Here is a 13,927-nt window from a genome sequence, read left to right as displayed (position 1 = left end):
ACGATGAGCACCCCCACCACCGCCATACCCCCGGTCCTCGCCGAAGTCGTACGATCCGGCTTTGTCGAGGGCCGTCACCGGGGGTCGCTCGTCGTCCTGGCGGCGGACGGCAGTGTGGAACTCGCGCTCGGAGACCCGGCAGTGCCGGTCTTCCCGCGCTCCAGCAACAAGCCGATGCAGGCCGCGGCGGTACTCCGCGCCGGGCTCGGCCTCTCCGGGGAGCGGCTGGCGCTGGCCGCCGCGAGCCACTCCGGTGAGGGCTTCCACCTCGATCTCGTACGGAAGATGCTCGCCGAGCACACACTGTCGGCCGATGACCTGCAGACTCCGCCGGACCTGCCGCTGGACCCGGCCGAGGTCGAGACGTATCTCGCGACGGGCCAGGTCCGGGACAAGGTCACGATGAACTGCTCCGGCAAGCACGCTGCGATGCTGGCGGCCTGCGCGCTGAACGGCTGGGACCGGACGAACTACCTGGACCCCGGGCATCCGCTGCAGCAGCTGGTCCACGAGGTGGTCGAGGACGCGTCCGGCGAGCGGGTCACGGCGGTCGGCACGGACGGCTGCGGCGCTCCGCTGATGGCGGTCAGCCTGACCGGACTGGCCCGCGCCTTCCGCCACTTCGTACTCGCCGAGCCGGGTTCGGCCGAGCGCCGGGTCGCGGACGCGATGCGCGCCCACCCCGAGTACGTCGCCGGCACGCGCCGCCCCGACACCTGGCTGATGCGCGAGGTGCCGGGCACGCTGTCGAAGATGGGCGCGGAGGCGGTCCAGGCGGTGGCGCTGGCGGACGGCCGTGCGCTGGCCTTCAAGGTGGACGACGGCTCGACCCGCGCGCTGGGCCCGGTGCTGGCCCGTGCCCTCGAACTGCTGGGTGTGGATGCTCCGGTGGTGGCGCGGATCGGGCACGCGCCGCTGCTGGGCGGCGGAGTGGAGGTCGGCGAGATCCGCGCGGCGTTCTGAGCCGTACAGGGCTGAGCCGCGCGGCGTTCCGAGCCGTACAGGGCTGAGCCGCGCGGCGTTCTGAGCCGCACGCATTCGGAGCCGTACGGGGCTGAGCCGTACGGGACTGAGCCGTACGGGACTGCCGGAAACCCGGATGCGGGCGGATCGGCGTTCGGCCTAGCGTGAGACGTATGAGTGTCGAAACCCGCACCGTCACCGAGTCCGAATTCGCCGACTGGCTGCGGGCGTTGTCCACCGGGTTCCTGAGGCCGCCGGTGATCTCCGAGAAGGAGGTCGCACACCGACGTGTCGCGGGTCCGCGGCGCCTTCGACAACGGCCGCTGTGTCGCGACGTACCGCTCCTTCACCCAGCAGCTCACCGCGGTGGGCGGCGCCGCGCTCCCGGCGAGCGCGGTCTCCAATGTCACCGTCTCGCCCACGCACCGCCGCCGGGGTCTGCTCAGCCGGATGATGACCGCGGACCTGGCGGAGGCCAAGGAGCGCGGCGACGTCGTATCCACGCTGATCGCCGCGGAGTACCCGATCTACGGCCGGTACGGCTTCGGCCCGGCCGCCTGGATCACCGAGTGGGCGGTCGACGTCCCGCGCACGGGCCTGGACCCGCGCTGGTCGGGCCCGGGCGACGGCGGCCGGATCGACCTGGTCGACGGGACGGACGTACGCAAGCTCGGCCCGGAGCTGCACGCACGGCTCGCGGCCGGGCAGCCGGGCGCGGTGAACCGCGACGAGCGCTGGTGGCAGATCAACACGGGCCAGACGGAGCTGTCGGCCCACCCCTGGACGGAGCCGTTCTACGCGGTCCACCGCGCGGCGACCGGCGAGGTCGAGGGCCTGCTCGTCTACAAGGCGGACGACACGTGGGGCGATGCCAAGCAGCCGCTGAACACGGCGACGGTGCGCGACATGATCGCGCTGACGCCGGCGGCGGAGCGCGCCCTGTGGCACTACCTGTGCTCGGTGGACTGGATCACCACGGTCAAGTCGGGCTATCGCGCCCCGGACGACCTGCTCCCCCTGCTGCTCCCGGACCCCCGCGCGGCGAGGATCCTGACGCAGGCGGACTTCTTGTGGGTGCGGATCCTGGATGTCGTACGGGCCCTGGAGGCGCGTACGTACGGGACTTCCGCGACCCTGGTTCTGGACATCCGCGATGCGGCGGGCCTGGCGGCCGGCTGCTTCCGCCTGGACGCGTCGCCGGGAGGGGGCGGTGTGTGGTCCGTCGACCCGGTCGCCCGATCTGACGCTGGATGTACGGGAGTTGAGTGCGCTGTACCTGGGCGACGAGTCGGCGGTACGACTGGCTGCGCTGGGCCTGGTGGAGGAGGGGACGCCGGGGGCGGCGGGGGTGGCGGACCGGTTGTTCCGGACGTCGAGGCGGCCTTGGTGCCCGGACATCTTCTGATGCCTGCGCTGTGATGTCCGGGCGGGCGCCGTGGTGTCCGGGCGGGCGGCTGAGGCGCGGAGGTCCGTCAGGTGCCGGCCGCCACGACCGGCACCGTCAGCAGGGCGCCGCCGACGCCGGCGCAGGTGGGGTTCTCGGCCTTCACCCCGATGGTCAGCAGGGTGAGTCCGAGCGCTGCGACGTATCCGAACCGCCATTGCACGAACTGTTCGACTACTAAGGTCATCCAAGGCATGGGTCCCCCTCCTTCGGAATGGCGGGGAGCGCCTGTGCCCGCACGCCGTTGTACCCGCTCGGGCGCCCCGTCAGAGTCGGTCAAGCAGTCAAGTTGCAAGCAAATCAGTCTGGTTGACCTGTCTGTTGTCTTCCCGTTCGTCAGGCACCGGCAAACTTGTACGACTATTGGATCGGGCGGTTGACCGGAAATTGGCCGGTCGGCCTGAAGTGGCCCGAACATGTCTTATTCGACGGGCCAATTACGCGTACCCAGAGGGCAGTTGTACGGTGGGACGGTGGCAACTGGCGAACTGGCAGGCGAAGAGGGCAGGAAGTACGAGATCGTCGCCGCCCGGCTGAGGGAAGGCATCAGCGGCGGTGCGTACGGAGCGGGCAAGTTGCTGCCTACGCAACGGGAGTTGAGGGACACCTTCCAGGTGTCCCGGGCGACGGTGACCAAGGCTCTGAAACTGCTCATCGACGAGGGCCTGATCGAGTCACGTCAGGGTAGTGGTGCCCGGGTGCTGCCCGGCGGAGGCCGCGCTTCCACGGCCCAGCAGGTCTTCGCGCGGCCCGCCCTGGAGACGCTCCAGCCCCATCTTCAAGCAGCCTTCGATGCCGATGACATCACCATGGACGTCTTCTCCCTCACCTCGGAGACGATGAACCGGCAACTCGGGGCACAGATCACCCGCATCCACGACGGCAGCATCCGGCCGCGGAGCATCTCTCTGCGCCTGATGCTTCCCGACCCCGGCATCAAGCTCGCCTTCCCCGTGTCCTTGCACGACCCGGACGACGAGCGGCCGCGCCAGCGGCACCGCGACACCCTGATCCAGTGTTCCAAGTCGTTGCGCAGTGAATTGCGTACCCTCAAGCGACAGCGGCTCGTTCCCGAGGTGTCGGTCCAGATCAGGACCGTGCGCCTCACGCCGACCAGCAAGATGTATCTCCTGAACAGGGATCTGCTGCTCGAGGGTTACTACACCCTGGAGGGCACGGATCCCGACCCGGTCGAGGGAGAGGAGCAGGAGGGTACAACCCTCAACTCGCTCGGGCTCGGCGCCACGCTCTTTCCGTACTCCAAGCCTGACCAGGCACTGAAGGTGGAGACAGCGCAAACGTTCTTCGACTCCTATTGGGAGCTACTGGCCCAAGATGCGGACTTTGGCGACTGATCGTGTTGCTCACCTCCCCTACCCAGCTACGAGATCTGCTCTCCCGTGCCTCCCTCGTCCTGTGGGACTTCGACGGACCGGTCTGTGATCTCTTCGCGCACCCCCGCACGGCCTCGAGCATCGCCGCGACGCTGCGCGAGATCGTCCGCCCCGACGCCGACCTGAGCGCCAGGACCGAGGGGATGACCGATCCCCTCCAAGTGATGCTGCAGGTGCACGCCGTCCGTACGGGCGACCCCGTCGGCCTGGTCGGAACAGTGCGCAAGTGCCTTGAGGAGGCGGAGACCGAAGCCGCCGAGACGGCGGTGCCCACCGCCGCGGCCGAGCCGCTCATGGCGCAGCTGCGCGGCGAGGGCAAGCTGCTTGCCATCGCATCGAACAACTGTGAGGCGGCGATCCGGGCGTATCTCCACCGCCATGGGCTCGAGAAGTACTTCAACGACCGGATCGTCGGCCGGCCCGATGATCTGAGCCTGATGAAACCCGCTCCGCACAGCCTGCGGCAACTCCTCGACAGCACCGGTACGGCCGCCGCGGACAGTGTGATGATCGGCGACTCGCCCGCCGACGCCAAGGCGGCAGCGGCGGCCGGTGTGCCGTTCATCGGATACCACCCGCGCCAGGAGAAGCTGCGGCGGCTCGAGGCGGCCGGAGCCACCTGCTTTGCCGCGGATCTGAGCGTCATGCAGGCGGCTGTCGTCGGGTAGGGATGACAGGTCGGGTGGGTATGACGGACGAGCCCCGGCCATATGGCGTGTGCCCAGTGTCAACCTTCCTTCTCCGCAAGGGGTTTGGTGCTGTCACTACTCTTTGGGTATGAACGTGACCGGCGGCCCGGAACGGTCCGTCAGTGGTGTCTTCGGCCTCGAGAGCGCAGGAGCCGCATGTCCGATGTAGCCCGCAGCGCGTCCGGACGTGTCGTCGACAGCTGGGAGTCGCTGTACCGAGCGGCCGGTGAGGGGGCGCCCCTCACCGGCTACTACCACCGCAACTACTGTGTGGAACTGCCGCACGGGCTCGCCGCGTCGGTCGCGCTGCCTGCCGGTACGCCGGTGAAGGTACGGGCGCCGATCACCGATGCCGTCCAGTTCAATCTGCGGATCTGGCCCGAGGGGGAGCTGCTCGGCGCCATCGCCGGCCGGGTGGACGGAAGTCCCCGTGTGCTGGCCGACCGGCCCGGTTTCACCGTGCACTCCTTCGCCGAGGGCGATCCGCTGTCCGACCTCGTGGGACGTGAGGGGCCGGTGGCACTCCCGTACATCGCCTCCCTCGGGGAGCTCTTCCGGCAGACGGCAGCAGTCCCCTCCCGGCTGCTGCCGCCCTGTCCCGAGGGCTGGCCGGCCGACGGCGACTGCGCAGGTTTTCTCCGTACGCTGGTCGACTTCACCGAGAGCGAGGTGAAGGGGCGGCACGGCAAGGATTTCCGGACGCTGTTCGCCGGCCTGAAGGTGCCCGACGATGCCTTCGCACGGCTGATGGAACGCGCCGAGGAGCTGGGGGAGCGGCCGTTCGTACTCCTTCACACCGACGTCCACCGGGGCAACCTCATCGCCGGCGCGGACGGCCGGCTCTCCCTGATCGACTGGGAACTCGCCCTCTTCGGTGACCCCGTCTACGAGATTGCCTCGCACCTCTCGCGGATGCGGTACGCGAAACGGGCCGAGCGGCGGGCTGCGCTGAGGGCCTGGCGCACGGCTGTCGCCCACAGCCGTCCGGCAGCGCTTGCCGGGCACCGCCGCGCACTGCGGATCTATCTCGACTTCGAACGGCTGCAGTCGGTCTACATCGATGTGATCCGGCTGGCCCTGGCCTTCGCCCGCCATCCCGACCGGGCCGCTCTGGAGCGGACCGCGACGGGGATCGAGGCGGTGCTGCGCGCGGGGCGCCGACCGCTCGGGCTGCGGCGGGTGCCGAGCCCCGGGCGGACAGCGCTGGCGCTTGTCGCCTGGCAGCGCGCCAAGGCAGCGGTGGAGAAGGCGGACGGGGCCGGGGCCGACGAGGTGGACGTGGACGAGGTACGGCGGGTGGCGTGAGGGGGCGAGAGCCCTTCTCACGTCGTCAGCAGCACCTTCCCCCGCAGCGTCCGGGCCTCGATCGCCGCGTGGGCATCCGCCGCACGCGTCAGCGGGAACGTTCCGCCGATCACCGGGCGCAGCCGGCCCGCGGCCGCCTCCTCCAGGGCCTTCGCCGCCAGGCGCACGTACTCCTCGTCCGAGAGCTGTACGTCCCCGATGCCGAGCAGCTTGATCCCACGGCGCTCCGCCTCCGCCGCATCCACCGGGGCGAAGCCGCCCGTCGGCGCCCCGTGTGCCGAGAAGCGCCCGCCGTCCGCCGTCAGCGCGAAGGCGGCCAGGCCCGAAGCGCCGCCGACCCCGTCGAGTACCACGTCCGCGCCGGCCGGGCCCAGCGCCGCGCGGGCCTGGGCGACCCAGTCGTCCCGGGTCGCGTCCACGACCACGTCCGCGCCCAACTCCCGTACCAGGGACGTCTTCCGCTCACCCCGGGCCACCCCGACCACCTCCGCCCCGGCGGCCTTCGCGAGCTGCACCAGCAGCGTGCCCATGCCGCCCGACGCGCCCAGGATCAGCACGCGCTCGCCCGTGCCCAGGCCGGTGGACTCCAAAAGCGCGCCGGCCGTGACGCCGTCGTGGACCAGGGCGGCGGCCTCCTGCAGTCCGAGGCCGTCGGGGACGGGGACCAGCTTGGCCGCGGAGGACATGGCCTGCTCGGCGTAGCCGCCGGTGAAGCCGAGCGCGGTGATGACACGGCGGCCGGTCCACGCCTTGTCCACCCCGTCGCCGACCGCGCGCACCGTACCGGCGATGCCGCCGCCCGGCACGTACGGCGGCCGGACCGCGAAGTGCTCGCCGAAGGCTCCGGACCGCACCTGCGTCTCCACAAAGATCGTGTCCACCGCGGAGACCGCCACGACCACCTCGCCGGGACCCGCCACCGGATCCGGGACCTCCGTCGTGACCAGAACCTCGGGGCCGCCGAATTCCTTCACCTGTGCCACGCGCATGCCGTTCACTCCTCAAATCGATAGCTTGTCGGCAGTCTGGAACCTCAACTGCGATTGAGGTCAACTCCGACTGCGTACGCTTCTCAGCCATGAGCGGTGAGATGGGCCTGCGGGAGCGCAAGAAGCGGCAGACGTACCGGGCGATCTCGGATGCCGCGATCGCGCTCTTCCTGGAGAAGGGCTTCGACCGGGTCTCGGTCGCGGAGATCGCGGCCGCCGCGGATGTCTCCAAGCCGACCCTCTTCCGGTACTTCCCCGCCAAGGAGGACCTTGCGCTGCACCGGTTCGCCGACCACGAGGACGAGGCGGCCCGCGTGGTGGCGGCCCGGCCCGCCGGCGTCTCTCCGCTGGACGCCCTGCACCGGCATTTCCTCGACGGGCTGGAGCGCCGCGACCCGATCACCGGGCTCAGTGGCGAGGAGGGCGTACTCGCCTACCACCGGCTGCTGTACGGGACGCCGAGCCTGGTGGCGCGGCTGTACGCGTACCAGGGCAGGTCGGAGGAGGCGCTGGCCGAAGCCCTCGGTGCCGCCGGTCTCCCGGCCGGGGCAGGCCGTCTCGGCGCGCGCCTCGCCGCCGGTCAGATCATCGCCGTACAGCGAATCCTCGCCGAGGAGAACTGGCGGCGGATCGAGGCGGGGGAGAGCGCCGAGCAGGTCCGACCCGACGCGGTCGCCGCGGCCGGACTGGCCTTCGACCAGCTGCGCAGCGGTCTCGAGTGAATCTCGGTTAAAAATGTAACTCGGTTACGTTATTCTGTATGGAATGACGGCACCCGATGACGCGCTCGCCACGGAACTGGCTCAGGAACGGACCTTTCACGAGGCCTGCCGCGCCGCCATGACCGGCATGGTCGACGGCGCCGCGCAGCGGGTCGTCACCGGCGAGAACGCCTTCGCCTCCGGTGCCGACGCCGAGGTTCTCGGTTACCAACTGCGCAGCTGGGCCAAGGAGTTGGCCGAGGAACCGGACAGCCCGCTGTTCTTCGGCCGCCTCGACCTCCAGGACGGGCAGCGCTACCACATCGGCCGCCGCCGCATCAGCGAACACCCCTCCGCCCCGCCCCTGGTCGTCGACTGGCGCGCCCCCGTATCGCGCACCTTCTACCAGGCCGGCGCCCGCGACCCGCAGGGCGTCGCCGTACGCCGCCGCTTCGGCTGGGCGCCCTGGAGCAAGGGCGACTCCGCCGATCTGACCAGCTTCGAGGACGAGCACCTGACGGCGGGCGAGTCGGCCGAGAGCGCGATCCTGGCCGGCGAGATCGAGCGGCCGCGCGTCGGCCCGATGCGCGACATCGCCGCCACCATCCAGCCCGAGCAGGACGATCTCGTACGGTCCGGGCTGGCCGATTCCGTCTGCGCCCAGGGCGCCCCGGGCACCGGGAAGACCGCCGTCGGCCTGCACCGTGCCGCGTATCTCCTGTACACCCACCCGCAGCGCATCCAGCGCCGCGGACTGCTGATCCTCGGCCCCAACCGCACCTTCCTCTCCTACATCTCCGAGGTGCTGCCCTCGCTCGGCGAGATCGGCATCCGCCAGTCGACGGTCGACGACGAGATCGCCCGCCACGAGGTGCGGGCCCAGGACGGCGAGGCCGCCGCGGTGGTCAAGCACGACGCCAGGATGGCCGCCGTTCTGCATCGCGCGCTGTACGCCAGGGTGGCGCCGCCGGCCGAGCCGGTCGCCGTCCCCGACGGCTCGTACCGCTGGCGCATCCCGCTCGACGAGCTCGAGCGGATCGTCGCCGAGGTGCGGTCGGAGGCGCCGCCGTACGCCGTCGGCCGCGAACGCGTCCGCACCCGCGCCGTCCGAGCCATCCAGCTCCAGGCGGAGCGCCGGGCCGGACCGGTGAGCAACATCTGGGTGCAGAAGGTCGGCCGGGCCCGCGCGGTCTCCGCCTTCGTCGACACGGTCTGGCCGCGTACGCAGCCGGAGGAGGTGCTGGCCGCGCTGCTCACCGACCCCGTCGACCCGCTCCTCACGGTGGCGGAGCAGGACGCGATCCGCTGGGCCCGGCCTCCGCGTTCGTACAGGTCGGCGAAGTGGTCGGCGGCCGATCTGGTACTCCTCGACGAGCTCGCCGGTCTGATCGAACGTCCCGAGGGCTACGGCCATATCGTCGTCGACGAGGCGCAGGACCTCTCGCCGATGCAGTGCCGCGCGATTGCCCGCCGGGCCGGCTTCGGCTCGCTGACGGTCCTCGGCGACCTCGCACAGGGCACCACGCCGTGGGCGGCCCGGAGCTGGCCCGAGCAGTTGGCGCACCTCGGCAAGGAGCAGGCGGCGGTGGTCCCGCTGACGACGGGGTTCCGGGTCCCGGCGGTGATCGTGGGCCTCGCCAACCGGCTGGTCCGCGCACTGGACGTCGACGTGCCGCAGGCCCGGTCGATGCGCGGTGACGGCGAGTTGACGATCCGGCGGGTCGATGACGTCGCCGCCGCGACCGTCGGCGCGGTACGGGCGGCGCTGGCCCACGAGGGCTCGATCGGCGTGATCGCGGACGGGCCGGAGGCGGACCGGCTGCGCGCGGCGCTCGCCACGGCGGGTATCGCGACCGCCACCGCCGACGACCTCACGGTGGGGGCGCGCGTCACCGTACTGCCCGCGACGCTCGCCAAGGGCCTGGAGTACGACCATGTCGTCGTCGCCGAGCCCGCGGCGATCGCCGGCGCGGAAGCGCGCGGCCTGCACCGGTTGTACGTGGTGCTGACGCGGGCCGTGTCCCGGCTGGACGTGCTGCACAGCCGCCCGCTGCCGCCGGAGCTCGCGCGGCGGGACTTCTGAAACACGCCCTACGCGCCCACCGTGCCGTCGATCCCCTCGCGGAGGAAGTCGGCGTGGCCGTTGTGCCGGGCGTACTCATGGATCATGTGCAGCATCACCAGCCGGAGCGACACGTCCTCGCCCCACCTGGCCTGGTAGCCGGTCACGTCGAGGGACGTGGCCTGCTCCTCGATCCGGCGAGAGTGCTCGACCTCCGTCTGCCAGGCCTCGAAAGCCTCCGAGCGGGTGGACTCGCTCGCGTCGTACGCCACTTGGTAGTCGCCCTCGTCGGACCAGACGAGCGGGATGTCCTCCCCGTTGATCACCCGGCGGAACCAGGTGCGCTCCACCTCGGCCATGTGCCGCACCAGGCCGAGCAGGGAGAGCGTCGAGGGTGGCATGGACCGGCGGCGCAGGTCCTCGTCGGAGAGGCCGTCGGCCTTCATGGCGAGGGTGGCGCGGTGGAAGTCGAGGAAGGCACGCAGCGTTTCGCGCTCGCCTCCGGTCAGGGGCGGGCCTATGCGTTCGACGGGCACTGCGGATTTCCTCTCGACGGTACGGAGGTACGGAGGTACGGAGGTACGGAGGTACGGAGGTCGACGGTACGGAGGTACGGAGGTACGGAGGTACGGAGGTACGGAGGTCGACGGTACGGCGGTTCGGGCGGACGGCGGTACGGAGGTCGACGGTACGGCGGTTCGGGCGGACGGCGGTTTGCCGGTTCGGCGATACGGCGATACGGCGGATTGCCGGTACGGCCGTCCTGGTTGATCCTCCCGCATACTCCTGATGGTCCGTTGCCTGATCGCTGGTGCGACGAGAGGAGTACCACCTGCGTTCACCGCCCGTAGACGGCCGCGAGTTCGGCCGCCAGCTCCGCGAGCCGCTCCCTGGCCTCCGGCGGGTCCAGGACCTCCACGCGCGCTCCCAGCCCCGCCAGCTGCGCCGCCACGATCTCCGGTGACGGGCCGCCGATCTCGATCTCCAGCCGGCCGTCGGCAAGGGGCGACGGGCCGATCCGCAGCCGTCCGCCGAACAGCCCCTGCAGGACCGGCTCGGCACCCCTCTCCGCCCGGCCCCGTACCGTCGCAGCGAGCATGCGCTCCTCCATTCCCGCCGCGAGGGAGCGCCAGGCCGTGGGCAGGTCGAAGCCGTCCGGCCGCACGACCGGATCGCCGGTCGGGGTGACCGAGGTGACGCGGCTGAGGCGGAAGGTCCGCAGACCGTGGGCCGTACCCGCGACGAGATAGCGGACGCCCGCCTTGGACGCGAGGCCGAGCGGATGGACCGTACGCTCGCCCGCGGGCCTGCCGGGGCGTGCGTATCCGAGGCGGATCTGCGTACCTTCCACCACTGCCCTCTGGAGCGCGTCGAGTTGGGGCGCCGCGGCCGTGACGGGAGAGCGCGACCAGTCCGTGTCGTCCGTGACACCGGCGTTCGCGGCGGCCTCCGCTCCCGACCGCAGCGTCGACGGCAGCGCCCGCACCAGCTTGCGCAGTGCCGTCCGCAGCTCGGGCGTGGCCGACGAAGGTCCCGCGACGAGAAACAGCGCCCGGATCTCGTCGGCGGTCAGCCCGGTGAGGTCGGTCCGGGCCCCGCCGACCAGTGACCAGCCGCCGCCGCGGCCGCGCTGCGAGTAGACGGGGATGCCGGAGGTCGCGAGCGCCTCCAGGTCGCGCCGGGCGGTGCGTTCGGACACTTCCAGCTCCGCGGCCACCTCGGCCACGGTCACCCGTCCCCGCGTCTGCAGGAACAGCAGGGTCGCCACCAGACGATCAGCTCTCACGGCGGATCACTCTCCTCCGGAAACTGGCCAGAAGATGGCCAGTTTGATCTCCAGGATGGCATCAGAACCGAAACTTCGGACTGGAAACGGGAGTTGACCATGATCGTCGTAACAGGAGCCACCGGGAACGTCGGACGTTCGCTCGTGCAGGCCCTCACCACCGCCGGCGAGCAGGTGACGGCCGTCTCGCGGCGGCCTTCGGAGGCATCGGCACCGGAAGGCGTACTCCACCGGCAGGCCGACCTGGCCGAACCCGAGCGGCTCAAGCCCGTACTCGACGGAGCCGATGCGCTCTTCCTCCTCGTCTCCGCCGACGGCGAGAACCTGAACCCGCAGGGCATCCTCGACGCCGTGAAGGCGGGCGGGGTACGCCGGGTCGTCCTGCTCTCCTCCCTGGGCGTGGGGACCCGGCCGGACTCCCTCGCCCACGCCCATCTGCGGGAGTTCGAACACGCCGTCCAGCAGGCGGGCCCGGACTGGACGGTCCTGCGGCCGGGCGGCTTCGCCTCCAACGCTTTCGCGTGGGCGGAGACGGTCCGTTCGCAGCGGACGGTCGCCGCGCCCTTCGCCGACATCGGCCTGCCGGTCATCGACCCGGCGGACATCGCGGAGGTCGCGGCCGCGGCGCTGCGCGACGGGAGTCATGCAGGCCGCACGTACGAACTCACCGGCCCGGCGCCCGTCTCCCCGCGCGAACAGGCGCACGCCATCGAGGTCGCGCTGGGGAGTTCCGTACGATTCGTCGAGCTGAGCCGTGCCGAGGCGCGGGCGCAGATGGCGCAGTTCATGCCGGAGGCCGTGGTGGACGGCACCCTCACCATCCTGGGCGAGCCGACGGCCGCGGAGCAGCGGGTGAGCCCGGACGTCGAGCGGATCCTGGGCCGCGGGCCCAGGACCTTCGCCGAGTGGGCGGTGCGCAACATCGCGGCTTTCAGGTGACCGGCCACCTGCACCGCACAACGGCGACCGTGGCGGGGGGCTATCGGCCGATGGCGTCGAGCTGCGCGACCGCATCGGCCGGGAGTTCGAGGCTCGCTGCGGCGACATTCTCGCGGAGGTGGGCCACGGACGAAGTGCCGGGGATGAGGACCGTCGTCGCGGATCGCTGCAGCAGCCAGGCGAGGGCAACCTGTTGCGGCGAGGCCTCGAGACGGGCGGCGACGCCGGTGAGGGTCTCGGACTGGAGCGGGCTGAAGCCGCCGAGCGGGAAGAACGAAGCGAAGGCGATGTGCTCCGCCGCGCACCGTTCGACCAGGTCGTCGTCCTGCCGGGTGGCGAGGTTGTAGAGGTTCTGCACGGTGACGACCGGGGCGATGGCCTGAGCCTCGGTCAGCTGCGCCGAGGAGACGCCGCTGAGCCCGAGGTGGCGGATGAGCCCCTGCTGCCGGAGCTCTGCCAGAGCGCCGAACTGCTCCGCGACGGACTCGTCGGAGGTGCCCTCGAAGGAGTCGATGCGGAGGTTGACGACGTCGAGGGTGTCGAGGCCGAGGTGCTCCAGGTTCTCGCGGACCTGGGCCTTGAGGTCGTCGGGCTCCAGCGACGCGTTCCAGGAGCCGTCGTCGCCGCGGCGCGCGCCGACCTTGGTGACGATGTGGAGGTCCTCGGGGTAGGGGTGCAGGGCTTCCTTGATGATCTCGTTCACGACGACGGGGCCGTAGTAGTCGCTGGTGTCGATGTGGGTGATGCCGAGGTCGACCGCCTCGCGGAGCACCGCCATGGCCTGGTCACGGTCCTTGGGCGGCCCGAAGACGCCGGGACCGGCCAGTTGCATGGCGCCGTAGCCCATGCGGCTGATGGTGAGGTCGTCCGCGAGCGTGAGGGTACCGGCGGGGGTGGCGCTGGCCATTTCTTCCCTTTCGTCATGGAACGGGAGGCATGACGTTATCCCGATCCGCCCACAGTGGGGTCAACGCGTGGCATAGGTGGCGAGTGCGGGTTCGAGCTGGGCGAAGACGTGGGCGGCTTCGGCGGTGAGGGTGGCGGCGATGTGGTCGTTGTCGTGGCCGGCGAGGGTGAGTTCCTGGATGCGGGTGAACAGGAGGCGGTGGGCGGCGGCGAGTTGGGCGGCAGCGGCGCGGGGGGTGATGTCGCCGGGGGCGGCGTCGGTGGCGGTGACGAGAGCGTGGGCGAGGGCGTGTTCGCGCTGGTCGTGGAGGTCGCGCAGGCGGGCGGTCAGAGTGGGGCTGTCGGCGATCATGCGGGAGAAGGCCGGTCCGGCGAAGCCCGCGACAGGGTCGCGGGTCTCGAGTGCGGCATCGAAGGAGCGGCGCAGGGCGGTGAGGGCGGATTCACCGTCGGCGCGCTCCGCGACGGTGTTGGCGAGGCTGTTGCTGAATGCCTCGTGGTGGTCGAGGGCGAGGTCCTCCTTGCGGGCGAAGTAGTTGGTGACCGTCTTCTTGGCGACGCGGGCGGCGGCGGCGATCTCGGCGATGGTCGTCGCTTCGAAGCCCTGCTGCATGAACAGGCGGGTGGCGTGGTCGGAGATCAGCTGCCGGGTCTCCAGCTTCTTGGCCTCGCGGAGGCCCGTGGGTTCAACACTCATGAGGGCAACTTTACCACCGGAGTAAGTTTTTGCTTGACGAACGTTCAGCCCT

13 protein-coding genes and 1 pseudogene are annotated in these 13,927 nt (G+C 71.0%); 8 read left to right on the top strand and 6 right to left on the bottom strand.

Annotation, left to right across the window (positions count from 1 at the left end; genetic code table 11):
• Positions 1–3: 3 nt before the first annotated feature.
• Together OG735_RS19630 and OG735_RS19625 are read left to right on the top strand one after the other, a co-directional pair.
• A complete protein-coding gene (locus OG735_RS19630) occupies positions 4–963 on the top strand; it encodes an asparaginase (protein ID WP_327324497.1) in 960 nt (319 codons plus the stop codon).
• A gap of 173 nt (positions 964–1,136) precedes the next feature.
• Positions 1,137–2,368: pseudogene (locus tag OG735_RS19625) on the top strand (GNAT family N-acetyltransferase).
• Positions 2,369–2,435: 67 nt separating this feature from the next.
• Here the strand turns inward: OG735_RS19625 and OG735_RS19620 are convergent.
• Entirely contained in the window at positions 2,436–2,594 is a 159-nt protein-coding gene (locus OG735_RS19620) for a hypothetical protein (protein ID WP_327324496.1), read from the bottom strand.
• Positions 2,595–2,880: 286 nt separating this feature from the next.
• Here OG735_RS19620 and OG735_RS19615 point away from each other — a divergent pair, with 286 nt between their 5' ends.
• The 3 genes from OG735_RS19615 (at position 2,881) to OG735_RS19605 (ending at position 5,795) form a co-directional block, all read left to right on the top strand.
• Complete coding sequence (locus OG735_RS19615; protein WP_327324495.1) at positions 2,881–3,762, top strand: winged helix-turn-helix domain-containing protein; 882 nt, start codon at positions 2,881–2,883, stop codon at positions 3,760–3,762.
• A 5-nt stretch (positions 3,763–3,767) separates the two neighbouring features.
• A complete protein-coding gene (locus tag OG735_RS19610) occupies positions 3,768–4,469 on the top strand; it encodes an HAD family hydrolase (protein ID WP_327324494.1) in 702 nt (233 codons plus the stop codon).
• A gap of 177 nt (positions 4,470–4,646) precedes the next feature.
• A complete protein-coding gene (locus OG735_RS19605) occupies positions 4,647–5,795 on the top strand; it encodes a phosphotransferase (RefSeq protein ID WP_327324493.1) in 1,149 nt (382 codons plus the stop codon).
• A gap of 17 nt (positions 5,796–5,812) precedes the next feature.
• On the opposite strand, the gene OG735_RS19600 is transcribed toward OG735_RS19605, so the two are convergent.
• Positions 5,813–6,784, bottom strand: a complete 972-nt coding sequence (locus OG735_RS19600) for a zinc-binding dehydrogenase (protein WP_327324492.1) — start codon at positions 6,782–6,784, stop codon at positions 5,813–5,815.
• Between the two features lie 89 nt (positions 6,785–6,873).
• Between OG735_RS19600 and OG735_RS19595 the strand changes: the two genes are divergently transcribed.
• Together OG735_RS19595 and OG735_RS19590 are read left to right on the top strand one after the other, a co-directional pair.
• The gene (locus tag OG735_RS19595; protein WP_327324491.1) at positions 6,874–7,506 is read left to right on the top strand and encodes a TetR family transcriptional regulator; all 633 of its coding nucleotides are present in this window, start codon (positions 6,874–6,876) and stop codon (positions 7,504–7,506) included.
• Between the two features lie 43 nt (positions 7,507–7,549).
• On the top strand, positions 7,550–9,568 hold the full coding sequence (locus tag OG735_RS19590) for a HelD family protein (RefSeq protein ID WP_327324490.1): 2,019 nt from the start codon (positions 7,550–7,552) through the stop codon (positions 9,566–9,568).
• An 8-nt stretch (positions 9,569–9,576) separates the two neighbouring features.
• Here OG735_RS19590 and OG735_RS19585 read toward each other — a convergent pair whose 3' ends face one another.
• Positions 9,577–10,083 carry a DinB family protein gene (locus tag OG735_RS19585; RefSeq protein WP_327324489.1) on the bottom strand — a complete coding sequence of 169 codons (507 nt, stop codon included), beginning with the start codon at positions 10,081–10,083 and terminating at the stop codon, positions 9,577–9,579.
• Between the two features lie 302 nt (positions 10,084–10,385).
• Positions 10,386–11,333, bottom strand: coding sequence for a helix-turn-helix transcriptional regulator (locus OG735_RS19580; protein WP_327324488.1), 948 nt, complete (start codon positions 11,331–11,333; stop codon positions 10,386–10,388).
• A gap of 99 nt (positions 11,334–11,432) precedes the next feature.
• Here OG735_RS19580 and OG735_RS19575 point away from each other — a divergent pair, with 99 nt between their 5' ends.
• The gene (locus OG735_RS19575) at positions 11,433–12,272 is read left to right on the top strand and encodes an NAD(P)H-binding protein (protein ID WP_327324487.1); all 840 of its coding nucleotides are present in this window, start codon (positions 11,433–11,435) and stop codon (positions 12,270–12,272) included.
• A 40-nt stretch (positions 12,273–12,312) separates the two neighbouring features.
• Here the strand turns inward: OG735_RS19575 and OG735_RS19570 are convergent, their stop codons facing one another.
• Both OG735_RS19570 and OG735_RS19565 read right to left on the bottom strand, forming a co-directional pair.
• Positions 12,313–13,179 carry an oxidoreductase gene (locus tag OG735_RS19570; protein ID WP_327324486.1) on the bottom strand — a complete coding sequence of 289 codons (867 nt, stop codon included), beginning with the start codon at positions 13,177–13,179 and terminating at the stop codon, positions 12,313–12,315.
• A gap of 60 nt (positions 13,180–13,239) precedes the next feature.
• A complete protein-coding gene (locus OG735_RS19565; protein WP_327324485.1) occupies positions 13,240–13,875 on the bottom strand; it encodes a TetR/AcrR family transcriptional regulator in 636 nt (211 codons plus the stop codon).
• Positions 13,876–13,927 lie beyond the last annotated feature (52 nt).

The organism is Streptomyces sp. NBC_01210, from assembly GCF_036010325.1.
Lineage (GTDB): Bacteria > Actinomycetota > Actinomycetes > Streptomycetales > Streptomycetaceae > Streptomyces.
Note: the sequence above shows the minus strand (reverse complement) of the source record. Positions and strands in the feature narration are given on the sequence as shown.

Excerpts from the sequence above, each read along its gene's own strand:
- OG735_RS19605 (WP_327324493.1), top strand. The coding sequence starts at position 4,647 with ATGTCCGATGTAGCCCGCAGCGCGTCCGGACGTGTCGTCGACAGCTGG.
- OG735_RS19600 (WP_327324492.1), bottom strand. The coding sequence starts at position 6,784 with ATGCGCGTGGCACAGGTGAAGGAATTCGGCGGCCCCGAGGTTCTGGTC.
- OG735_RS19575 (WP_327324487.1), top strand. The coding sequence starts at position 11,433 with ATGATCGTCGTAACAGGAGCCACCGGGAACGTCGGACGTTCGCTCGTG.
- OG735_RS19565 (WP_327324485.1), bottom strand. The coding sequence starts at position 13,875 with ATGAGTGTTGAACCCACGGGCCTCCGCGAGGCCAAGAAGCTGGAGACC.
- OG735_RS19595 (WP_327324491.1), top strand. The coding sequence starts at position 6,874 with ATGAGCGGTGAGATGGGCCTGCGGGAGCGCAAGAAGCGGCAGACGTAC.
- OG735_RS19620 (WP_327324496.1), bottom strand. The coding sequence starts at position 2,594 with ATGACCTTAGTAGTCGAACAGTTCGTGCAATGGCGGTTCGGATACGTC.
- OG735_RS19590 (WP_327324490.1), top strand. The coding sequence starts at position 7,550 with ATGACGGCACCCGATGACGCGCTCGCCACGGAACTGGCTCAGGAACGG.
- OG735_RS19630 (WP_327324497.1), top strand. The coding sequence starts at position 4 with ATGAGCACCCCCACCACCGCCATACCCCCGGTCCTCGCCGAAGTCGTA.
- OG735_RS19570 (WP_327324486.1), bottom strand. The coding sequence starts at position 13,179 with ATGGCCAGCGCCACCCCCGCCGGTACCCTCACGCTCGCGGACGACCTC.